The sequence below is a fragment of the Paenibacillus sp. FSL H8-0048 genome (assembly GCF_038002825.1).
Lineage (GTDB): Bacteria > Bacillota > Bacilli > Paenibacillales > Paenibacillaceae > Paenibacillus_AQ.
On the sequence record NZ_JBBODF010000001.1, the window covers coordinates 5,009,032 to 5,031,846 of the forward strand.

The 22,815-nt window shown below is 56.7% G+C and carries 15 protein-coding genes; 9 read left to right on the plus strand and 6 right to left on the minus strand.

What is annotated here, in order from left to right; all coding sequences use genetic code 11:
• Nucleotides 1-333 precede the first annotated feature (333 nt).
• Nucleotides 334-2,985 (plus strand): bifunctional lysylphosphatidylglycerol flippase/synthetase MprF, encoded by a 2,652-nt coding sequence (gene mprF, locus NSU18_RS21545; protein ID WP_341151080.1) that lies wholly within the window; start codon nt 334-336, stop codon nt 2,983-2,985.
• A 571-nt stretch (nt 2,986-3,556) separates the two neighbouring features.
• On the opposite strand, the gene NSU18_RS21550 is transcribed toward mprF, so the two are convergent.
• Together NSU18_RS21550 and NSU18_RS21555 are read right to left on the minus strand one after the other, a co-directional pair.
• Entirely contained in the window at nt 3,557-5,377 is a 1,821-nt protein-coding gene (locus NSU18_RS21550; protein WP_341015995.1) for an ATP-binding cassette domain-containing protein, read from the minus strand.
• Complete coding sequence (locus NSU18_RS21555) at nt 5,374-6,126, minus strand: ATP-binding cassette domain-containing protein (protein ID WP_341150022.1); 753 nt, start codon at nt 6,124-6,126, stop codon at nt 5,374-5,376. The genes NSU18_RS21550 and NSU18_RS21555 overlap by 4 nt, the downstream gene beginning before the upstream one ends.
• Nucleotides 6,127-6,411: 285 nt before the next feature.
• On the opposite strand from NSU18_RS21555, the gene NSU18_RS21560 reads away from it, so the two are divergent.
• The gene (locus NSU18_RS21560) at nt 6,412-7,020 is read left to right on the plus strand and encodes a biotin transporter BioY (protein ID WP_341150023.1); all 609 of its coding nucleotides are present in this window, start codon (nt 6,412-6,414) and stop codon (nt 7,018-7,020) included.
• Nucleotides 7,021-7,808: 788 nt separating this feature from the next.
• On the opposite strand, the gene NSU18_RS21565 is transcribed toward NSU18_RS21560, so the two are convergent.
• The 3 genes from NSU18_RS21565 to NSU18_RS21575 all read right to left on the minus strand — a co-directional run bounded on the left by NSU18_RS21565 (nt 7,809) and on the right by NSU18_RS21575 (nt 12,121).
• Nucleotides 7,809-9,293 (minus strand): alpha-amylase, encoded by a 1,485-nt coding sequence (locus NSU18_RS21565; protein WP_341015998.1) that lies wholly within the window; start codon nt 9,291-9,293, stop codon nt 7,809-7,811.
• A 117-nt stretch (nt 9,294-9,410) separates the two neighbouring features.
• Nucleotides 9,411-10,256: a DUF72 domain-containing protein gene (locus NSU18_RS21570; protein WP_341015999.1), complete on the minus strand. Its 846-nt coding sequence runs from the start codon at nt 10,254-10,256 to the stop codon at nt 9,411-9,413.
• Nucleotides 10,257-10,528: 272 nt separating this feature from the next.
• On the minus strand, nt 10,529-12,121 hold the full coding sequence (locus NSU18_RS21575; protein WP_341016001.1) for a histidine kinase N-terminal 7TM domain-containing diguanylate cyclase: 1,593 nt from the start codon (nt 12,119-12,121) through the stop codon (nt 10,529-10,531).
• 582 nt (nt 12,122-12,703) lie between these two features.
• On the opposite strand from NSU18_RS21575, the gene NSU18_RS21580 reads away from it, so the two are divergent.
• The 6 genes from NSU18_RS21580 to NSU18_RS21605 all read left to right on the plus strand — a co-directional run bounded on the left by NSU18_RS21580 (nt 12,704) and on the right by NSU18_RS21605 (nt 19,435).
• On the plus strand, nt 12,704-13,486 hold the full coding sequence (locus NSU18_RS21580; RefSeq protein ID WP_341016003.1) for an ABC transporter ATP-binding protein: 783 nt from the start codon (nt 12,704-12,706) through the stop codon (nt 13,484-13,486).
• Between the two features lie 2 nt (nt 13,487-13,488).
• Nucleotides 13,489-14,301, plus strand: coding sequence for an ABC transporter permease (locus NSU18_RS21585; protein WP_341016005.1), 813 nt, complete (start codon nt 13,489-13,491; stop codon nt 14,299-14,301).
• The gene (locus NSU18_RS21590) at nt 14,301-15,155 is read left to right on the plus strand and encodes an ABC transporter permease (RefSeq protein WP_341016006.1); all 855 of its coding nucleotides are present in this window, start codon (nt 14,301-14,303) and stop codon (nt 15,153-15,155) included. Before NSU18_RS21585 ends, NSU18_RS21590 begins: the two co-directional genes overlap by 1 nt.
• A 209-nt stretch (nt 15,156-15,364) precedes the next feature.
• Nucleotides 15,365-16,474 carry an ABC transporter substrate-binding protein gene (locus NSU18_RS21595; protein ID WP_341016009.1) on the plus strand — a complete coding sequence of 370 codons (1,110 nt, stop codon included), beginning with the start codon at nt 15,365-15,367 and terminating at the stop codon, nt 16,472-16,474.
• A 99-nt stretch (nt 16,475-16,573) separates the two neighbouring features.
• Nucleotides 16,574-18,037 (plus strand): CoA-acylating methylmalonate-semialdehyde dehydrogenase, encoded by a 1,464-nt coding sequence (locus NSU18_RS21600; protein WP_341016011.1) that lies wholly within the window; start codon nt 16,574-16,576, stop codon nt 18,035-18,037.
• A gap of 30 nt (nt 18,038-18,067) precedes the next feature.
• On the plus strand, nt 18,068-19,435 hold the full coding sequence (locus NSU18_RS21605; protein ID WP_341016013.1) for an aspartate aminotransferase family protein: 1,368 nt from the start codon (nt 18,068-18,070) through the stop codon (nt 19,433-19,435).
• Here NSU18_RS21605 and NSU18_RS21610 read toward each other — a convergent pair.
• Complete coding sequence (locus tag NSU18_RS21610) at nt 19,401-21,089, minus strand: PucR family transcriptional regulator (RefSeq protein WP_341016015.1); 1,689 nt, start codon at nt 21,087-21,089, stop codon at nt 19,401-19,403. The two genes, NSU18_RS21605 and NSU18_RS21610, sit on opposite strands and share 35 nt — an antisense overlap.
• 304 nt (nt 21,090-21,393) lie before the next feature.
• Between NSU18_RS21610 and NSU18_RS21615 the strand changes: the two genes are divergently transcribed.
• Nucleotides 21,394-22,785, plus strand: a complete 1,392-nt coding sequence (locus NSU18_RS21615; RefSeq protein ID WP_341016017.1) for an NAD(P)-dependent oxidoreductase — start codon at nt 21,394-21,396, stop codon at nt 22,783-22,785.
• Nucleotides 22,786-22,815: the final 30 nt, after the last annotated feature.

The following is a 22,815-nucleotide window of genomic DNA, read 5'->3' on the forward strand; positions in this document are numbered from 1 at the left end:
CTGCAAAATATGCAACAATGCTCTATGCAAGCGGTCGGTGAGAGAGAAAAAATATGGGCTGGATGTATGCTACCAGAATGCGATGAGGCGCCAACATCCTTCACCCGTTAGGGTGATTTTGTGCTGAAAATATAGAGGGATATGCTTCTCACCATCACTGAATAAATATCAATTCTGCTGCAGGGACTAACCCTCCACCGGCCGTCTAACTTTTGTAAGCGTGTGACCATTATACGGGAGTTCTGCTGCGGATCTTGTTATAATGGGTTCGTATGAAGAGGGCTGAATATGTTCAGGCAGCAAGAGCATTCGGCAGTGAGGACAGGTGAAGTCATGCATACTGTAATCAAAAATAAATTGGAACGCTTCAAAATCGTACGGCTGCTGATATCCATTTACCGGATTAAGGCGGTGCGGGCGCTTTTTCCGCTGCTGATTATCGGGCTTGTCTATCTGGAGGGGCAGCATGAGCTGAAGCAGATTCACTTAGGCAAAATCATCCGTGATCTGAAATCCGTTCCCGTGCCCTCTATTATGCAGATGCTGGGAATATCACTGCTGTCGGTGGCGGTTATGAGTACGTATGATTATTTGATCCGGCGGCATTTCCGCCTGCAGATCGGCTGGCTGCGGACCTTCCGTTATGCTTGGATTGCCAATACATTCAATAATATGATCGGATTCGCCGGTCTGGCTGGTGCGGGCCTTAGAACGCTGCTCTATAAGCGGAGCAGTGTACCTGCGTCCTTGCTCGCGCCGGCTATTGTGTTTCTGTCACCACTTATGATTACGGGGCTGTCGCTGCTCGGGTGGGGGACGATCACCGGGCTTCTACCGGCTGACCGGCTGCTGGAGGCGCATCGCTGGCTGGGTTTTGCAGTCTGGGGGATAGCGCTGTATCTGCCGTTCTTTGTACTCCTCCAGCGCTCTGCGCTCTTCGCCAAATGGATCAACCGGGGTGAGGGGCGAACCGCCTGGCCTACTGTGGTTGCTTCTGTGGGTGCCTCCTTCCTGGAATGGGTGTTCGCCGGGCTGACCTTCTGGTTCATTGCCGGTGAGATGCTCGGAAGTGCTCCGTTTCTCACCGTTTTCAGTATCTATGTAGTGGCTGCGATAGCGGGAATTCTAAGTATGGCTCCCGGCGGCATCGGTGCGTTCGATCTGATTGCGCTGCTCGGGCTTACCCAGCTAGGCATCAAGAGCGACCATGCTATGGCAGTCCTGGTCATCTACAGATTATTCTATTACATTATCCCCTGGCTGCTCGGGCTGGTGCTGGCTGCGCTGGAGTTCGGATTGCCGGGTACGAAGGGTGCTGAACGCAGCGGCGACAGAGTGGAAGCCCCTCTGACGGTTTGGCAAAAAGTATGGGGCTGGCCCGGCCAGTACACCTTCCTCAGTGATCTGGGGGTATGGGCGCTCGGCAAACTGGTCCTGGCCAGCGGTCTGCTTCTGCTGCTGTCCGCAGCTACGCCTGAGCTGCTCTACAGGCTGAAGGTGACAGCGGAACTGCTGTCGCTGCCCGTGATGCAGATCTCGCACCATCTGTCCGTGGTAATCGGCTTTATGCTGATTCTGCTGTCGCGCGGGATCTCCCTGCGTGTCCGCAGGGCATACGTCTGGACTAGCCTGCTGCTGCTCAGCGGGGCGGTCTTTGCATTCACAAAGGGGTTTGACTACGAGGAGGCCCTGTTCCTCCTGGTGGTTGCGATGATTCTCTGGATCTCGCGAAGCCGGTTCTACCGGATCAGTGTTCCGTTTAGCGCCAAAAGCACCTTATGGTGGCTGCTCCTGACTTCCGTTGTAGCCCTCAGCTATTACGGGCTGGCGAGTTATACCCATCACGGCTTCCTGAAGCATCTCCCGCCCGGCATCCAGCCGGAATGGTTGCGGCAGCACAGTAATGTGGCGGCCACGGCAGCCGGCGGGTTGATTGTCTCCTGGCTGCTGCTGACGATGCTTGTAGCCCTCAGGCCGCAGCACAAGGCAGATACGCTTCTCGCGGATAAGGATATGGTGCGTCTGGAGCGCTTTCTCTCGGAAGGCTGGGGCAATGCCTTAAGCCACATGCTGTTCCTCGGCGATAAAAGCTTCTATTGGGCTCAGGAAGGCCGGGTGCTGTTCGCCTTCGCCAGAGTCCGGGACAAGCTGGTGGTACTGGGTGACCCGCTGGGGCCGATGGATCTCCTTAACAATGGAATCAGTGAGTTCAGGCAGGCTGCGGACTTATATGGCCTATCTGTAGTCTTCTATCAGGCGACCCCGGCGCATCTTCCGCTCTATCATGAGCAGGGCTACCGGTTCTTCAAGCTGGGGGAAGAAGCGCTGGTCCCGCTGGCGGACTTCGGCATTAGCGGTTCGCGGAACGCCAGCCTGCGTAATGTGAAGGGGCGGTTCGAGCGCGAGGGCTACCGTTTCGAGATCACAGAGGCAGAGCATTCGAAGGAGCTGCTGCAGGAGCTTCGCCTGTTGTCAGAGGAATGGCTGGCCGGGCGGATGGAAAAAGGCTACTCGCTGGGCTGGTTCAGCGAGCCGTATCTCCAGCTCGCACCGCTGGCACTGCTGCGCGGACCAGAGGGCCACCTGCTGGCCTTCGCCTCCATGGCTCCTGGCTATGACGGGCAGAAGAGCGTCTCGGTGGATCTGATGCGCCATCACAAGGATACCCCGAACGGGACTATGGATTACCTGTTCCTGTGTCTGCTGGAATGGGCGAAAGCGCGCGGATACAAAAGCTTCAATCTCGGGTCTGCCCCGCTGTCCAATGTCGGGGGCCGTTTTGGAGCGCTGAGGGAGGAGAAGCTTGCCCGGCTTGTTTTTGAACGCGGCGGCCATTGGTACGGCTTTTCCGGTCTGCGCCGGTATAAGGAGAAGTTCAACCCGGTATGGGAGCCGCGGTATCTGGCCTATCCCGCTGCTGTGACTCTCCCTCTCTTGACCCTGGATCTGGTGAGGCTGGTCTCCAGGCATCCGGAGGAGGAGTGAGCTCTTCATACTGGAAGGTATCCTGGAGTGTTCAGAGTGTTGTGCATAATGAAAAGTTAGACAAGCATATAAAAATGCATCCGTTCAAACAAATGCCGCCCTTCTCCGAAAGCTGGAGAGCGGCATTTTGTTGTTTTTTTGGAATTTATGATTTCCGTCTGTGATGGGCAAGTGTACGCATAGGGTAAGGGATAAGCACTATTTCAATCATACGAATGAGGAGTTTGGAATGTATGCGAAAAACAGCATACAATGGGCGGCGAGAGGGAGTGTGGGCCGAATGTATGCCAAAAACAGCATACAATGTTCTACCGCGCAGGCGCACGGGCCGAATGTATGCCAAAAACAGCATACAATGTGCTGCCGCGCAGACGCACGGGCCAATGTATGCCAAAAACAGCATACAATGTGCTGCCGCGCAGACGCACGGGCCCATGTATGCCAAAAACAGCATACATTGGGCTGATGTGAGGGATCTCCCACAAACGGGCGATGGGGAAGGTGGTGGTAACTGTTTCTGCATGATCCATCCGCTAAAGTGATTTTGTTCGCGGACTCGCTCTGCATCCGCTCAGCTAATCCGCGCTAACCACCACAGCATGGCTGCGGCCGCCAGAATACCTAGCGCTGCCAGTGTATCGCGCCTGCTCCAGCGGAGCTGATAGACGGGAGTCCGCTGCTTGGCGGGATCATACCCCCGTGATTCTACGGCTGTCGCCAGCTCGTCGCCCATGCCCAGGACAAGGATCAGCAGAGGCACGATGATTAGGGCGATCTGCCTCGGGGACCAGCGGGCCACTCCGCGTGCGCGTCTTCCGCGTGAGCCCAGCGCAAGCTGCAGCTGGGCCAGCTTGCCGAGAATCCACGGCACGAACTGCAGGGTCACGGATACGGCAAGCGACCAGTTACGAGTGCGGATGCCCAGGGTCCGTAGCGGAGCGATGCCCCATTCCAGCCCCTCGCGCAAGGGGGCGCCGGTGGTTGTCTCGGTGAACAGGAAGCCCAGGGCAATCAGAAGCAGGAAGCGCAGCACGCTGATTCCCCCGCGCATTAGTCCTGCATAGCTGAAGCTGAGCGGCCCGAGTGCGAAGTCGGGAGCGCTCCAGCTAAGCCCGGACAGCAGCCAGAGGAACAGGAACATTAGCAGGAACGGGCGGAAGAAGCGGAAGGCCCGGCGCCAGGAGATACGGGCCGAAGCCGCGAGCCCGGCCAGTAGCCCGGCGGTAAGCAGCAGCGGAAGCAGAGTGTGCATCCCTAACAGAACCAGCGATCCGAGAATCATCCCCAGCCATTTGGCCCGGGGATCAACAGCTTGCCAGCCGGGCCTGCGGGGAGGAGTCGGCTCCTGTCTCGGGTTGCCGGGCTTGATGATCGCCTGGGCCGTCTCCGCTCCGGTGGCTTGAGGGGAATGTTCCCGGTGCCGGATCTCTACTGTGCTGTATTGCGCACTGTGTTCGCTGGCGTTGCCATGCTGCGTTCCGTGTTCGCTTGCGCTGCCGTTCGGGCTGCCGGGCCATATGGCGCCTCTGCCCGCAGCGGCTACATCGCCTGCCTGCCGTTTGTCCATCTGCGGGATAGGCAGCGGGTGCTTTTCCAATGCGGTCAGCAGCTCCTCCAGACTATCCGGGACTGCTTCCAGCAGGCCATGCTGCACTGCTCTGCGTCCCATGGAGGCATAGACGGGGAGCGTGAGTCCGGCGTCTGCCAGCAGGCCGGGATCGGCAGTCAATGCCGGAGCAGGACCGTCATAATGGATAGCCCCCTGCTTCATCACGATGACCTTGTCGGCAACCGGCAGGAAGCTGTCCAGATCGTGGGTGCCGATGATCAAGGTCAGGCCGCTGCTACGCAGCTCCTGCACCATTTCGAGCAGTGCCTGTTCCGCCTGCGGGTCCAGCCCTGCGGTCGGCTCATCCAGAATCAGGAGCCCGGGCTGTACGGCCAGGGCTCCTGCAATACATACGCGCCGTTTCTCCCCTCCGCTAAGCAGAAAGGGCGAACGCCCGGCGAATTCATCATAAGCCAGCCCGGTCTTCGCCAGGGCGCTGGCGATGATCTCCGTCCGCTTCTCCTTGGACACCCTGCGCTCTATCAGGCCATATTCAATATCTTTATGCACCGTACCCGCGAACAGCTGCGTCTCCGGCTGCTGGAATACCATGGATACTGCTTCAGGGTTCTTGTAGTCCGGCTTCTTCCCGTGATTGTATAGTATCTGCCCGGAGGAGGGCTGTGCAAGACCCGCGAGCAGACGTAGTAGCGTAGACTTGCCGCTCCCGTTCACTCCGCAGAGGATGGTCAGTGTACCTGTAGGGATATCCAGAGAGATATCCTGAACCGTTGGCCTGCCGCCTACATAGCAGAATGAGAGCTGTTCCGTATGAATTCTCATAGCAGCTCCTCCAGATCCTGCCCGGTCAGCGGCAGCAGATGAAGCGGCCAGCCCTGCTTCAGCAGCAGCTTCCCGACCCGGACGGCCGGAGAAGGAAGCCAGCCGAGGGTCTCCGGCAGCTCTGAGGTATAGAACAGGCTGCGCGGGCTGCCGTCATAGAGCAGCTGTCCCTCGCCCAGCACCGCAATGCGCGGGCTTGCGGCCAGTTCCTCCATCCGCTGCGTGACCCAGAGGATGGTAGTGCCCGTCTGCCATAGCCCCTGAGCCAGCTCCATAATATCCGATCTCCCCTCAGGGTCCAACATCGAGGTGGCCTCATCGAAGATCATCATTTCAGCTTCCAGTGCCAGGCAGCTGCCTACCGCCAGGCGCTGGCGCTCTCCACCGGACAGCGTGGATACCTCTGCTTCTGCTTTATGGCTTAGCCCTACCTGCTGTAGAATCTCATGGATTCGTGCAATCATCCGCTCCCGTTCCAGTCCCCGGTTCTCCAGCCCGAAGGCGATATCCTCGAAGGGGGTGGAGCCCACCGTCTGTGCTTCGGGATTCTGAAATACAAGCTGTACACGTTGCTTCACAACCGTCCGGTTCTCCGGCAGGCGCAGGTCCAGTCCGGCCACGGACAGACTGCCGCCGGAGGGGGTGTTCAGTCCGTTGAAGGAGCGGATGAGCGAGGTTTTGCCGCAGCCGTTGGCTCCCGTTATCGCTACCCATTCCCCAGGCATTATATGAATATTAATCCCTTGCAATACCGTACGGCGATGCTGACCCTCCCGCACGGACAAGCTTATATTATGCGCCCTGATCATCCTCATGCCTGCTTTCCGTCCAGCTCTAGTCAACAATTGCTACCCATTATAACAAAGATTTCAGGATTGATGTATCTGGAGGGGGATGATATAGTGATGCCAAGTGGAAACGGCTTTGCCGTCCTTTTGAAGGACGGTACCGTTTTGGCGGGAAATAGAAGGATAATTTGTAGCGTGAAACATATAAATTCTCATATTTTTAAAAAAAGGGGGAACCTCCCGGCCATGAAGAAATGGACAACCCGCGGCCTGATATTCAGTGCTTTATTTGCCGCTGTCATGATAGCTTTGAGTTATTTGAAAATCTCGCTGCCCTTCTCCACGGTACCCATCACCATGCAGACCCTCGCGGTAATGCTGGCTGGTTCTATTCTTGGGGCCCGATACGGGGCACTTGCAGTACTAATCGTAATCGGACTTGCCGCTGCCGGGTTCCAGGTGATGGGCGGAAGCGGAGGATTAGCGGTCCTGGTTGGCCCTACCGCCGGATATATATTCTCCTGGCCGTTCGTGGCCTGGCTGATTGGCTTTTTCGCCGAACGCATTAAGCAGGACAAATACACCTTTGTGAAGCTGATGGCGGCTAACTTCATCTTCGGGGCACTGTTAGTTTATCCGGGCGGTGTGGGCTGGCTTGCCTATTCTACAGGCATGGATACACTCGGCAAGGCACTGACGGCTGGCATGTGGCCGTTTCTTCCGGGCGACCTGCTCAAAGCAGTCCTGTGTTCGGCTGTAGTAACAGCGGTATGGAAGGTATATCCGATCGAACGTATTCTGAACCATGACACAGGCGTTTGGGCTGACGGGGACAACACAACCACAAGCCGCTAACCACAAGCTGTTCACTAATAAATGTAAATGCTAACTGCAAGCTATGTCTTGCACAGCATAAACAGGCGAATTCATAGCCCCTGCGGCGTGGATTCGCCTATTTTGCGTTATTCACAATAGGAATTCTGTAGGCATTCATCAGTTGTTATGCAGGTTGTGGATAAAATGTGGATAACATCGGGGATAAATCCCGTTTGCTGAGCTCGGAGTGGGCCGGATGAGTAAATGAGTAACATGTTTTGGTTCATAGAGAGTAATATATTTCTTTTGTGGATAATATGTGGGTAAAATGGGAGATTGATTGCGGAAGCAAGGAAGTCGTAGGTGAAACGGAGCACAGTAGCTCATCGGATCTAAACGTGTGAGAAATACTTTAACTAATGGCTTGCTGAGGGTTTACCTCGCCCCGATTAAGGTGCAAGAGTAGGCTTAATTGTAATTCGTACAACTAAATCGTCCGATGTGCCGCCAAATCTCCGTTTAGATGTAGTTCGTGCAATTAAAATGTCTCTATACCTGAATTTTCGCCAATCCGGGCATATTTAGTTGTACAGACTACAATTAGAAGAGGAAGTCCACCCGTTTCACTGTTTTTAGTTGCACAGAATACACTTATACCTGTTTTTCGCTACGAACGCAGCTTCATCCCTTACTATATTTATGGAAGGAGATCACTTCATTAACTTTGAAGGTCTACTAGTGCTCTTGACTCCACCCCGAGTCACCTCTAACCTATAAAACAATGCCGCCCCCTAACAACAGGGACGGCATTCGTCATCTCTACAAGCTTACTCCTCCGCGCAGGCATCGGCCGGCTTCGGTTCGGGCAGCGCCCAGACGGACACGCTCCCGCCGTTCACCGGGAATACGGCCCAGCCGTCTTCGCCGATAGTGACGGACTCCCCGCGGTTATGGGTGAAGTCCTCCCATATCTCTCCGCTGCGCGCTTCGCCCACGAACATCCGCTTCTCTCCGTTGTCTCCGTTGGAGATGACTACAGCGCAGCCGGAGCCTTCGATCTCCTGAACGCCGCGCCGGACCCAGCCGATGGTGTTCGGATGGTCGAAGTAATCGTCCTGCTCTCCGTAGGCCTTGGTATAGCGGGCGCAGAGCAGAGGATCGATGGCGTCCTTCTTGCCTTCCATCGGGGCAGGGCCGCCGATGCCGTAATAATCCCCGTAGAAGACCACGGGATATCCGTCGCGCCGCAGCAGAATCAGGGCGTAGGCACTTTGCTTGAACCAGTCGCCTACCCAGGATTCCAGCGCCTCATGAGGCTGGGAATCGTGATTGTCAACGAAGGTGACAGCATTCGCGGGATGTGTCTGGACCAGTGTATCGTCGAAGATATGCGTCAGGTCAAAGTCCCGGCCTGCCAGTGCAGCGGAGTACAGCTTGTAATGAAGAGAGACATCGAACAGATCGATCTGGTAATCGACAGTGTTCAGGAATTCGCGGCAGGCTTCCAGATTGGAGTTCCAGAATTCACCGACGATGTAGAAATCCTCGCCGCGTTTCTTTTTCATCTCCATGGCGAATTCCTTGATGAACTCGTGGTTGATATGCTTGATCGCATCCAGCCGGTATCCGCTGCATTGCAGCGTATCGACCAGCCATTTGCCCCAGTTCAGCATTTCCTGCTTCACATCTGCATTGAGGTAATCGATGTTGGCGAACATCAGATAGTCGTAGTTGCCGAATTCGGTATCCACATTCTCATTCCAGCCTTTATTCGTGCCGTCAATCCGGAAGACGCCGCTGCGGCCTTCCTTGGCATCGAAATCGGTCCCGTTGAAGTGAGTATGATTCCACTTGAAGCTGGAGTACTCATCCCCGCGCCCAGGGAAATCGAATTTGGTCCAGCCTTCAATCTCGAACGGCTCGGAGATATCCTTGGTGCGGTCGTTCGGGTCCACCTCAATGACCTCAAAGACCTCCGTCTCATCCGCTCCGGCTTTATGGTTCATGACCAGATCCACGTAGACTGCAATGCCGTTCTTCAGGCACTCGGCAATTGCGTCGATTAACTCCTGCTTGGTACCGTATTTCGTGCGCACGTCGCCCTTTTGATCGAATTCACCAAGGTCGTAGAGATCGTAGACCCCATAGCCGGTATCTTCGGGGGAGACGGCTTTGGTAACAGGGGGGACCCACACCGCATCCATTCCCGCCGCCTTCAGTTCCGGGGCCATCTGGGCAAGACGCTTCCAGTGTTGTCCATCCGCCGCGACATGCCATTCAAAAAACTGCATCATTGTATGATTTCTCTTCATATTAGTAGGCCTCCTTTACATGTGTAAGACGACTCCGGCGGTTATCCTGATCTGGAGATTCTGCTAATGCTGGCACCTAAGCAAGGAGTAGAAGAGAGATATGTAGACCTCTGTACATCAGGTGAACAAGTCCAGCTGGCGCGGGGCCAGTCCGCCGTCGATCCCGAGCAGCGATTGCAGCTCCAGAGCATTAGGAGTGGCATCCCCGGCAGAATTATTATTAAATACCACGTAAATATTCTTACAGGTCTGTTCAAGCTCCAGCAGCCGGTCCCGCCACTGCGTCAATTCCCCGGTGCTGTAGCAGTAGAGATAGCGGAGCTTGCGCCAGTCCGGGTGGCTGCTCTGATTCCAGCCTGCGGTGTTGCGCCCGTGCAGCCGCACGTAGGTGAGATCGGGCCGGGTGGCGACAGGGACAATCGGGATGGAGCCGGAGCCAGCCTGCGGCTCGTCGGCTATCGTATGAATCCAGCCTTCCTGCTCCAGGAACCGGAGGGTCCGTTCACGCATCTCAGGGTTGTACCAGGAATCATTACGGAATTCGATGGCAGCGGGCACATCCAATAGCCGCTCCTTCGCCTCACGCAGGAAATTCACGTTGTCCTTGGTGCAGTCGAACCAGGGCGGGAATTGAAACAGGGCCATCGCCAGCTTCCCCGCTGAACGGACAGGGGCGATAGAGGTATGGAAGGCACGGTACATCTCCTCCGGCGTATCGTAGTAGTTCTTTTTCCCCCGCAGATGTCCGGTCATTCCCTGGTAAGCCTTCACAATGAATTGGAATGCTTCTGGCGTCTGACGTACCCACTTCTCGTAATTTCGGACCGGCTGAACCGCATAGAAGGAGCTGTCAATCTCCACAATGGGAAAATGGGCGCTGTAGGCGGGCAGGCGGTCGGCGGGTTTGATTTTGCCGTACAGCTCCTCATGGTCTCCGAAGCCGGTCAGCCCAATCTTGATCATAGTCCCTCCCCCTCGCAACTACGGAATGAAGACCGAACGGATCGGCTAACTCTTATTAAACTGAAAACCCGCCAATGCAAACAACAGGAGAACAGGAGTGACTGAAATCAGTGCAGAAACAGGAAGGAACTGGAGGGAAAAGGGCTATGGAAGCTGGTATCACCAAAAGAGCAGGCGGATATACCCGGCGGGTGTTATTTATTCTTTCTACTTGATATGCGCAGGGGAAGCGGGAGGTGCCGCGCGGGGCAGGAAAAGAGGGCTTGCCTCCATCACATGGGCTTGAAGCGGGTGATGGAGGAGACGCCATACAGATGAACGCTATTGCGGCCGTTCCGCTTGGAGGAGTAGAGGGCATGGTCTGCTTCTGAGAGCAGCTCCTCCAGTGAGATCGAACGGCCGAGGGCTTCGGTCACGCCGAAGCTGGCTGTGATTTTAATTGTTCCTGTGAAGGTGGAGAAGGTGCTGTGCTCGATGTCCCTGCGGATGCGCTCAGAGATCAGGGCCGCTTCCTTCAAGGAGGCTCCCGGCAGGCTTAAGACGAATTCCTCGCCTCCGTACCGTCCGAAGACATCCCCCTCCCGGACATGCTGACGGCATACGCTTACTACATGCTGCAAGGCCATATCCCCGTGATGGTGCCCGTAGCGGTCGTTAATGCTCTTGAAGAAATCGATATCCAGCAGGATGACCGAAAAGGGGGCGGCTGAGCCGGCAGCTTCCTTCAGCCGCTCGCGGCTCAGCTCCATGAAGTGGGTCCGGTTGTAGATGCCGGTCAGGCTGTCGATGGTGGCGAGCTGCAGCAGCTTTTCCTGGAGCAGGGTGCGTTCGGTAACATCGATCAGCATGATCATCCGCCCGGCCAGATGGCCGTCATGCTTTTGCACCGGGGAGGAACGGACCTGGTAATAGCGGACTTCTTCGCCGGAATGCCATACCAGCTCCTGCTCCTCGCTAATCTGCGGATTGGAATTCATTACATAATCGACCGCCTCCTTGCCGGCAGGCAGGAAGAGCTGGGCTAGCGGGCGTCCGATAGCGGCGGCATCCAGATCCTCAAGCATCTCGGCAGCAGCCCGGTTGTAGTCCACCAGCTTGTCGGAGAGGTCTGTGACCAATACACCGTCGCGCATGCTCTCGAACAGATTCTCGCGGGCAATCGGTGCGGCGGTCAGCATCCCTCTGGACAGAATGGCCCATATATACAGGGACGAGGTTACGCTCATCACTACGGGAACAGGGTCTGTTCCATACGGGGTCAGGTCCATCAGATAGAGGAAGGCCCCCAGCGCAGGCAGGAATTGTCCGACAAAAATAATCAGCATCTGCCGCAGGTAAGCCCGCCGCATCCGTCCCCAGCGCCAGAGGATCAGGCACATACCTGCCAGCATACAGCCAAAGGTCAGACTGCCCTGCACGATATACCAGGGTCCCATGACGATATCCACCAGCGGTGTAGGTGCATCTCCCCGGAAGTAGATAGACTTATAGAACAGGTGATGGGAGTCGTTGGTCCAGACAAGCACCGTGGAGATCACGGGGACGGAGTAGAGGAGGACCAGCATTTTCCGGGAGATCAGCTTCTCTAAGCCCACGAAATGCATGATCATCAGCAGACTGGAAGGTGCGATGTACGGCATTCCGAGATACTCCAGCTTGATCCAGAACTTAATCTGTTCCATCGAGTTCCCGGAGAGCTCAAGCGCAAAGGCGAATGTGTATACCGCCGAGGCGGCGGAGCTGACGATGAATGCGCGCAGACCCGAGAAGTCAGTCTTCCTGTAAAAAGCAAACAGGGCGAGCAAGGCGTTCAGCACACCGGAAATCGAAACGATAATAATGTAGTTGGAAATCATAGATGCCATGGGGCGTGCCTCCATGGGTTGGGATAAGCATTGGACATTGTGAATAGTCTCCTGGACACAAAATGAAATGCAAGTAAAGAAAAAGCACACATCCGAATTAAGAGGATGCATCCCAGGGCTCGGACTGGTGCGGCTGTGGGAGAGACGCGAGCAACATAGAATGTATGCGAAAAACCGATCACATTCGGCGCGGCGTAGGCGCGTGGTCCAAATGTAATCGAAAAACCGATCACATTCGGCGCGGCGTAGGCCCATGGTCCGAATGTATATGTTTCACGCGAACACGTATCCTTCTGTTTCACGTTAAAACGGTACCTTCCCTGTGAGGACAGCAAAGCCGCTTCTACATGTGATTACTATTTTTATCGGCAATCTGTTCTATTATTTACACTGTAAGCGGCCCCTTAGACAAAGTGACGGAATTTCATAGCCTCAATCTTACGCTTTGTCTAATGTGGGATTCCCGGGCAACGTGTAACATGTTAAATAATCCTACATGAAATAAGAATGAGTACAGAGATTAAGATGATTATGTTATGTTAATTAACATTAAATAGATTCAGGGATGGAGGGGGACTGGAGATGTCACTAGTAGCAGCAACAATTCCTGAAATACAGCTGGAGCATGTCGAAATGCGTTATCAGACGGAGACGGCAGATGTGCTGGCCCTGCATCAGGTAAGTCTTGATATTGCCAAGGGGGAGTTCGTCTCTCTGCTGGGTCCTTCCGGGTGCGGAAAGACTACACTGCTGAGGCTGATGGCAGATCTTATCACACCAACGGCAGGGAATATCATGGTGGCAGGCAAAAGCGCCAAGGAGGCCCGGCTGGCCCAGAAATACGGCATTGTGTTCCAGAGTCCGGTGCTGTATGACTGGCGGAAGGTCAAGCATAATATTACGCTGCCGCTGGAGCTGCTGGGCGTAAAGAAATCGGTCCGTGAGGACAAAGCGCTGGAGCTGCTTGATCTCGTGGGCCTCCAGGGGTTCGCCGACAAGTATCCCTGGCAGCTCAGCGGGGGGATGCAGCAGCGCGTAGCCATTGCCCGGGCACTCTCCATGGAGCCGGAAATTCTGCTCATGGATGAACCGTTCTCGGCGCTGGATGAATTCACGCGCGAGCGGCTGAATGAGGAGCTGCTCTCTGTCTGGAGTAAGGTACAGAGCACGATTGTGTTCGTTACCCATAGCATTCCCGAATCGATCTTCCTGTCGGACCGGGTATTCGTCCTGTCTCCGCATCCGGGCAGGCTCTCGGCGGTTGTTGATATTCCGTTGCCCCGTCCGCGTACGGCGGACATGAGGAACAGTCCGGAGTTCTTCGAGCTGATCGCCCGTATCCGCGACAGCTTCGAAGGGGTGTAGTCATGAAGCTGAACCGTGCGTTAATGCGGGGGCGAGCACTGCCGCTGCTTGTCTGGATCTGCGGTCTGCTGGTGCTGTGGGAGGCGGTCTCCTGGTGGCTGCTGCATGTGGCGAAGACGCCGCTGGCCCAGTCCAAGCTGCCTTATGTCCACGAGGTGGCGCTCACCCTGTGGCAGTACAGCGGCACCCTTCTCCGGGAAGGGGGCGCCACCTTCGGCAATGCTGGGGTGGGCTTCCTGATCGGAGCGCTCTCTGGAGTGCTGCTGGCCGTGCTGATGAGCCTCTCCCGGACGATAGAGCAGCTTGCCTTCCCGTATGCCGTTGCTTCGCAGATGATTCCGATTCTGGGACTGGCACCGATCATATACGGAATTGTGCGGGATGAGCAGCTGTCGAGGATCATCATATCCGGCTATATCACCTTTTTCCCGGTGGCGCTGAATATGCTGCGCGGTCTGCGGAGTGTGGACCCCTCTGCTCTGGAGCTGATGCACTCTTATGCCGCTAAGCCGTGGGCTGTATATTGGAAGCTGCGCTTCCCGGCAGCGCTGCCGGGTCTGTTCAGCGGGCTGAAGATTGCAGCACCGCTGGCTGTAACGGGCGCAATTCTGGTTGAGCTGATGGGTGCGCAGCGCGGGATCGGGGTTATTATGCTCCGCAATCTCTATTACGGACCTTCCCATACGTATATGTTCTGGTCCACGGTATTGGTCGGTGCTCTGCTGGGTATGGCCAGCTATTGGCTGATGAGTCTGGTGGAACGTCTGGTAGCCCCATGGCAGCCGGAATTCCGTCCCCAAGGAGGCGGCCGCTAATGGACAGCAATACGGCTCGTGAATTCCCGTCCTCTAACAACGTTATTGCGCCAGATACAGAACACAGCGGAGACCCTTGGAAATTCCTGAAATGGCTGAACCCCGGGTTCGTGCTGCCGCTGCTTGCCGGAGCTTTGTTCCTGCTGCTGTGGGAGCTTCAGATCTTTCACCGCATCTTCGATCTGAAGAAATACCAGCTGCCGCTGCCCTCCGCCATCGCTGAAGCGATGCGGGACAATCTCAGTCTGCTGCTCTCCTACACCGGGTATACCCTCACTGAAGCTGTTCTTGGTATGCTGATCGGCTCCGGCTGCGGCTTCCTGATTGCCTTGGCTGCTACGGTCTGGCCCCGCTGGGGTGGCGGCAGCCTCACGATGGTAGCTGCCCTCAATGCCGTGCCCATTGTGGCGCTTGCCCCGATCATGAACCTGTGGTTCGGAGACGGCATCGGCTCACGGGCGGCGATTGTGACCGCGACCACGATGGCGGCTATGGCGATCAATGCCTACAAGGGCATGGCGGCTGTGGACCCGCTGGCGCTGGACCTGATGCATTCCTATGCGGCTGGCAAGCGGGCGGTATTCCGTCATCTGCGGATTCAGAACAGTCTGCCTTATGTGTTCACTGCCTTGAAGATCAACGCTACAGCGAGCATGATCGGGGCGATTGTCGGGGAGTTCTTCTTTTCCTCGCGGGGGCTGGGTTATCTGCTCTCCAATTCCATCAAGGTGGCCAAGATGCCGCTGGGCTGGGCCTGCATCGTGCTTGCTGCGATTGCCGGAGTAATCTTTTACCTGGTCGTGGAGCGCCTGGAAAAGGTATTTATCAAGTGGCACCCTTCCCGGAGAGCGTAGTGTGTAGTTCCCGCAGTATCCGCTGCACCCGTAATCGCAAGGCCTGTAATCGCAATATCCGCAACCCTGGAACTGTTACATCCGGTTTGTACACTGGCAGGAGATAGAGAGCTGCCAGGCACAAGCTGTATGCATATAGCAACAAGAGCGAAATCATGCTGTGTCAGTCTGTCTTATTACAAAAAACTTGAGTGGTAGGGGGAGTTGCTATGATGAAGGGTAAACAGGGCAAAACTCGTGGCGGGTTATGGATTGCGGCGGCTCTAATGCTGATCTCGCTGCTTGCGGGCTGCGGCGGCAACAACAACGCCAGCCCCTCCGGAGCAGAAGCAACTGCGGGGAATGCGGCAACGGCTTCGCCGGAAGCGGCGGCAACCACGGAACCGGCGGCTGAGCCGGTCACCGTGAAGCTGCAGCTCAAATGGGTGCCGCAGGCCCAGTTCGCCGGGTACTTCCTGGCGCAGGACAAAGGATATTATGCGGCAGAAGGCTTGAAGGTCGAGATTCTGCCCGGCGGGCCGGATATCGTGCCTGAGCAGCAGGTGGCCGGCGGTTCGGCCGATATCGGGGTGGACTGGGTGGCGAGTCTGCTGACCAGCCAGGAGCAGGAGATGCCGCTGGTGCAGATTGCCCAGATTTTCCAGAAGAGCGGGCTGGTGCTGGTATCCAAGAAGGAGGCGGGCATCACTACACCGGCTGAGCTGAAGGGTAAGAAGGTGGGCAACTGGATGGGCGGCAATGAGTTTGAGATTCTGGCGCTGTTTGATAAATACAAGCTGGATTCAGGCAAGGATCTGAACTTCACCAAGCAGGGCTTCACGATGGACCAGTTCCTGGGCGGTGAGCTGGATGCGGCCTCGGCCATGACCTATAACGAATATCAGGTGGTGCTGGAGTCGGGCATCAAGGCAGAGGACCTGAGTGTCATCGACATGAATGATGAAGGTGTGGCGATGCTCGAAGACAATCTGTTCGCTAACAAGGAGTGGCTGGAGGGCAACAAAGAGACGGCGGCCAAGTTCGTCCGCGCTTCCCTGAAGGGCTGGGCGGATGCGATTGCTGATCCCGAAGCAGCTGTTGACAGTGTGATGAAGCTTGCCGAAGCGGGCAGCACGACCCGGGAGCATCAGCTGACGATGATGACGGAGGTTGCCAAGCTGATCCAGCCGGAGGGCTTCGATGCTTCCAGGCTGGGCTATACGGATGCTGCCGCCTTCCAGCAGACCGCCGATATCGCGCTGAAATTCGGGGTCATTAAGACGGCTTCCAAGGTGGAGGAGGCTTACACGAACGAGATTGTCGAGATGGCGGCGAAATAACAGGTAACAGGATTCTTTCATAGCTGAAGCAGATGGCCGCCTGGTAAGGCGGTCATCTCTTCTAGGTAGCGGACGAACACAGGAAAAGAGGTGCAGACGATGACACTGCTTACGGGGCAGGCCGGTAAAGTGATGAACTATGTGAATGGAGCTTGGGTGGAGTCCTCCTCCGGGCGGCAGGAGGAAGTGTTCAACCCGGCGACAGGTGAGGTGATTGCCTATGTGCCGATCTCCAGCCGGGAGGAGCTGGATGCAGCGGTGGGGGCAGCTTCGAGAGCCTTTTCCGAGTGGAAAAGAGTCGCTGTCCCGCGCCGGGCCCGCTATTTCTTCCGGTACCAGCAGCTGCTGGTGCAGCATACCAAGGAACTGGCAGAACTGATTACGCTGGAGAACGGCAAAAGCCTGGAGGAAGCGCTGGGCGAGGTGCAGCGCGGCATCGAATGCGTGGAATTCGCCGCCGGCGCTCCCACGCTGATGATGGGCAGCCAGCTGCCGGATATCGCGACAGGTGTAGAGTCCGGCATGTTCCGTTATCCCCTGGGAGTTGTGGGTGGCATCGCCCCGTTCAACTTCCCGATGATGGTGCCCTGCTGGATGTTCCCGCTGGCGGTAGCCTGCGGGAATACCTTCGTGCTGAAGCCCTCCGAGCGGACGCCGCTGCTGGTGAACCGGCTGGCCGAGCTGTTCGCAGAAGCGGGCTTCCCGCCGGGGGTGCTGAATGTGGTACATGGGGCGCATGAGGTGGTGGACGGCTTGCTGGCGCATGAGGAGGTGAAGGCGGTCTCCTTTGTCGGCTCCCAGCCGGTGGCGGAATATGTCTATAAGCAGGGGACTGCGCACGGTAAGCGGGTGCAGGCGCTGGCCGGCGCGAAGAACCATTCGATTGTGCTGAAGGATGCCGATCTGGACCATGCGGTGAAGAATATTTTATCCGCAGCCTTCGGCTCTGCGGGCGAGCGGTGCATGGCCTGCGCCGTAGTGGTGGTGCAGGAGGACATTGCCGATGAGCTGGTGAGCCGGATTGCAGAGGCTGCGAACGGGCTGAAGATCGGGAACGGCAAGGAGGAGGGCGTATTCCTCGGCCCGGTCATCCGGCAGGCGAACAAAGACCGGACGATCGATTACATTGAAGCGGGACTTGCCGAGAAGGCGGTGCTGGTGCGGGATGGCCGCAAGGATGCTGCAGCTGCGGGCAGCGGCTATTTCCTGGGCCCGACGATCTTCGATCATGTGCAGCCGGGGATGAAGATCTGGCGTGACGAGATTTTTGCGCCGCTGCTGTCAGTGGTGCGGGTGAAGAATCTGGCGGAGGCGATAGCGGTCACCAATGAGTCGCCCTTCGCCAACGGAGCGTGCATCTATACGGACAGCGCCAGGGCGGTCCGCGAATTCCGCGAGGAGATCGATGCCGGGATGCTGGGTGTCAATCTTGGCGTGCCTGCGCCGATGGCATTCTTCCCTTTCTCAGGATACAAGAAATCATTCTATGGAGATCTGCATGCGAACGGGCGTGATGGTGTGGAGTTCTACACCCGCAAGAAAATGATTACCGCGCGTTACTAAAAGAAGGAAACCCAAGGAGGAGAGTGTGCCGTGCAGAGTCTGGGTAAAGAAAGCGAGCTGGCGGTTAAGAAGGACCAGCGGTATTTGTGGCATAATATGACCCCTTACAGTGAGCAGCATCCGCCGATGATTGCCGCTTCCGCAAGTGGCTCATGGGTAACCGATATCGACGGCAACACATTCCTGGACGGCATGTCCGGCCTGTGGTGTGTGAATGTGGGGTATGGTCGTAAGGAGCTGGCGGAGGCGGCGTACAATCAACTGCTGAGCCTGCCGTATTTCCCGCTGACACAGAGCCATATGCCGGCCATCGCGCTGGCTGAGAAGCTGAATGAATGGCTTGAGGATGAGTATGTCATCTTCTTCTCCAACAGCGGCTCTGAGGCGAACGAGGCAGCCTTCAAAATCGCCCGCCAGTACCAGCAGCAGATCGGCCAGCCTGACCGCCATAAATTCATTGCCCGCTACCGGGGCTATCACGGAAGCTCTCTTGGCGCCCTGGCGGCGACCGGGCAGGCGCAGCGCAAGTACAAGTACGAGCCGCTGGGCGGCGGGTTCCTGCATGTGGCGCCGCCGGACAGCTACCGCCGTCCGGCCGGCATGACCGAAGAGGCGTTCAACCTCCAGTGTGCGCAGGCGATTGAGGATATGATCGTCTGGGAAGGTGCAGAGTCTGTAGCGGCGGTGATTATGGAGCCGGTCATTACCGGCGGGGGTGTGATCGTCCCGCATCAGATCTATATGGACCGGGTGCAGGAGATCTGCCGTACCCACGGCGTACTGCTGATTATCGACGAGGTGATCTGCGGCTTCGGGCGTTCCGGCCGCAAGTTCGGTCACCACAATTTCGGAATCAAGCCCGATATTGTCACAATGGCGAAGGGGCTGACGAGCGGCTATCTGCCGTTATCGGCTACCGCTGTACGCAAGGAGATCTATGAGGCCTTCAAGGATAACAGCGATGATTACGGGCATTTCCGTCATGTGAACACCTTCGGCGGCAATCCGGCTGCCTGTGCGCTGGCCCTGCGCAACCTGGAGATTCTGGAGCAGGAACAATTGGTTGAACGCGCCGGGATTCTGGGCCGCAGGCTGGAAGGCGGGTTCGCCGGGCTGCTTGGGCATAAGCTGGTTGGCGATATCCGCAGCTTCGGGCTGGTCGTTGGGATTGAGCTGGTGGCGGATAAATCCACCAAACAGCCCGCTGAGCTAAGTGTGGTTAAGGGGATTATTGCCGACTGCAAAGCCAAGGGGCTGATCATCGGCAAGAACGGCGATACGGTAGCGGGCTTCAATAATGTGCTCACCTTCGCTCCACCGTTATCCTCGACGGATGAGGATGTGCAGTTCATCATCGATACCTTCACAGCTGTGCTGAACGGGAGCTGGGCAGAGTGAATTTCTCCGGGTACAGGAACTGGTAGGCGCGCAGGGCGACCTGAATGGAGATCCGGTTCTCCGGGAGCATGAAGTCCTCTCCGAGCAGCTCGGTGATTTTGTCCAGCCGGTAGTAGAGGGATTGCCGGACGATGAAGAGGCTGCGGGCGGCGATCTGCTTCGACCCGTCATGATCGAGGTAGACGCGCAGCGTCAGCAGCAGCTCGCTGCCTTTTGCCTCATCGTGGTCAATCAGCGGGCCGATATAGCTGCGGATGAAATTCTCCAGCGTCTTGCCGTCGTTCAGGCTCAGCAGCAGCTGGAAGACGCCTAACTCCTCATACATGAGGACCGGCTTCTGGTAACAGGAATAGAGGGACAGCGCTTGTACGGCTTCCTGGTAACCGGCATGAGCATGCTTCAGGCCCCGGTGGGACTTGCTGACTCCGATGACGAGCTGCAGGTCCTTCAGCTTCTCATCGGCGCGGATATGCTGCAGGGAATCAAGCGCCTGCTGCAGGCGCAGCTTGCCGGGCAGCTTAGACTGGATATCCAGCGCAATGACGGTCAGCCGGTTGTTCTTCAGGGTGATCAGCGGCCGGAGGGAGTACTTCTCGAAGATGGAGCGCAGGATGAGTGAGAGGTGGAAGGTGATGGATTCCCAGTCATTCTCCGAGCTGTTCCATTTGACATCCCGGGGATTCTCGATCTCGATCAGGCAGACCCGGTAGGGCAGCTCATTGACCAGGTTGAAGTCCGGGCCGACCAGTCCCTTGAGCCGGTTGTCGTCCTGAGTGCGTCCCCCTACCAGCTCATCCACCCACAGATTCTCCGAGAACAGCTTCCGTTCCTCCATGTACCGCGTGCGCAGCAGCTCCTGTGCGATGGATAAGGAGGCCGAATCGAGCAGCAGGCAGTCGAATTCCTGCGGCTTATGATTACAGACCATCAGGATATAGGCCCAGGTCTGGTCTAAGGCTCCAACGGGCTTTACGGCGATGGTCTTGTGGCCGTATTCCCGGATATAGGGGGCGGCCTCCGGGACTGCTCCCTCCATCTCTTCGCTGAAGGTCTCGAAGAAGTCCAGCAGCGGGCGCTGCTCCTCGGGCGCAAGGGCCGGGAAGAAGAGAGGTTTGCCTTGCAGCTGCATATAGAGAATCTGTGTGCGGGTGCTTTTACATAACAATTGCAGGACCTTTAGGGTTCCCTGGGAGGTTAGGGTCAGCCGGTGGAATTCGCGGGAAATACTCTCCAGCTCTTGCAGCATCCGGTGGTGGCGGTTGATGATGAGGGAATGCAGATCGAGTGTAATGTCGACGAACCGTACAGTGCGGGTGAATTGAATCAGCGGAAAATCATGCAGGTTCGAAAGAGCGATCATCTCCTGCGGAATGGCACTGAAGTAAGCTCCCAGCTCAATGCACAGGCAGGCGGCATTCTTATCAATCAGATTCTGCATGAAAGACAGGGCGGCGTCCAGATCTGTGCCTGCGCTCATTCCGGTGGTCAGAATCATCTCTTCCCCGTGAATCAGACTCTCCAGGCTTGCGCTCTCCAGCACATGCACCCAGCGGATGGCCCGGTTCAGGCCGTTTCTTCCCCCGATCAGCTCAGCTTCAGCGAACAGCGGCCGCTTCAGCGCGTCGCGGATCGTAAATACAAGTTCCCAGTCCATAAGCTTCCCCCTCATTCCCTTCGTTCTCAGGCCATTCTCACAGGTAAAAAAGTGACTTTTGAAATTAGACAATCTGTCTAATGTAACGAAAAAGCGGATTGACTATAGTTTGAATATAATATGTCAGAAAACTTAACTTAAATTGGAGTGTGATTAGCGCTTTTATCGGCTTGAAGTTTATTTTACTACAATAATTCTTACAAGTATGCAAAATATTAAGGCGATCATCGTAATAATGTTATATTATATAACATAAATCAAAGCCGAGAGTGGAAGCTACTTTGGCCAGAAGGAGGGGTACCCGATGGAGCAATCTTCACCGTTAAGCACATTGACACCTGAGCTGTTCATGCGTAATTTTGCCGAGGCAGAGCCGGGGCTTACCCGCAAGGGAGCCATCGAGGAATCCAACCGCTGTCTGTACTGTTATGATGCGCCGTGTATCAAGGCCTGTCCGACCAGCATCAATATCCCTTCCTTCATCAAAAGAATCGCGACGGACAATCTCAGAGGGTCGGCGCAGACCATTATGGATGCCAACCCGGTCGGCGCAAGCTGCGCGAGGGTATGTCCCACGGAGGAGCTGTGCGAGGGAGCCTGTGTGCTGAACGGCACTTCCGCGCCGATTGAGATCGGCCTGCTGCAGCGTTACGCCACGGATTGGGCGATCCGCAGCGGGCTCCAGCTGTTCCGGGCGGGTGAGCCTAACGGCAGAAAAGTAGCGGTGATCGGCGGCGGACCGGCAGGTCTGTCAGCGGCCAGAGAGCTGGCGCGCGAAGGCTTCCAGGTGGTGATCTATGAGGCGAAGCCGCTGGCCGGTGGCCTGGATACCCACGGGATTGTCTCCTTCCGGCTGCCGCAGGACATTTCGCTCTGGGAAGTGGAGCAGGTGGAGAGACTGGGCGTAGAGATCCGTACGGGAATGAAGGTGGGAGTGGATATTTCCATAGAAGAGCTTAAGGCCGGCTATGATGCCATCGTGCTGGCGGCCGGGATGGGTTATGTCCCTCCGCTGGGGATTGAAGGCGAGAAGCTGTCCGGTGTCTATGATGCGATCGGGCTGGTGGAGACCACCAAGACCGGGATTCCTGCCCTGGAGCTGATGGGACAGCGTGTCGCTGTCATTGGTGCAGGCAATACGGCCATTGATGCGGCTACCTGCTCGGTGCGGCTCGGCGCGGCGAACGTGAAGATGATCTACCGCCGGACGCGCGGGGAGATGACGGCTTATGATTTCGAATATGAGTTCGCCAAGCAGGAGGGTGTGGAATTCAACTGGCTGACCTTGCCGAAGCGGATTGTAGGGGATGAAGAGGGAAATGTTGCGGCACTCGAATGTGTGCGGATGGAGCTGACCGGGGAGGCCGGGCCGGATGGACGCCCCTCTCCCGTGCCAGTGGCCGGCTCGGAATTCCTGCTCCCGGTGGATGCCGTAGTGGTGGCTATCGGCCAGAAACGGCGGATGGACCTTATTGAGGCGCTGGGGCTTAAGCATACGCGGGGCGTAGTGGAGATTGATCCCGCGACCGGCCGTACCTCAGATCCGCAGATTTATGCGGCCGGCGATATTGTTTTTGGCGCAGGGACGGGGGAGGCCATGGTGGTCTCTGCCGCGCAGCAGGGCAAGGATGCTGCCTATGCAATTGTGAAGCAGTGGTCAGGCCGTCAGGACAGCGCAATCGGCTCTGCCGTATAATACAGATTTCATAGATGGGGGAGGAATGGC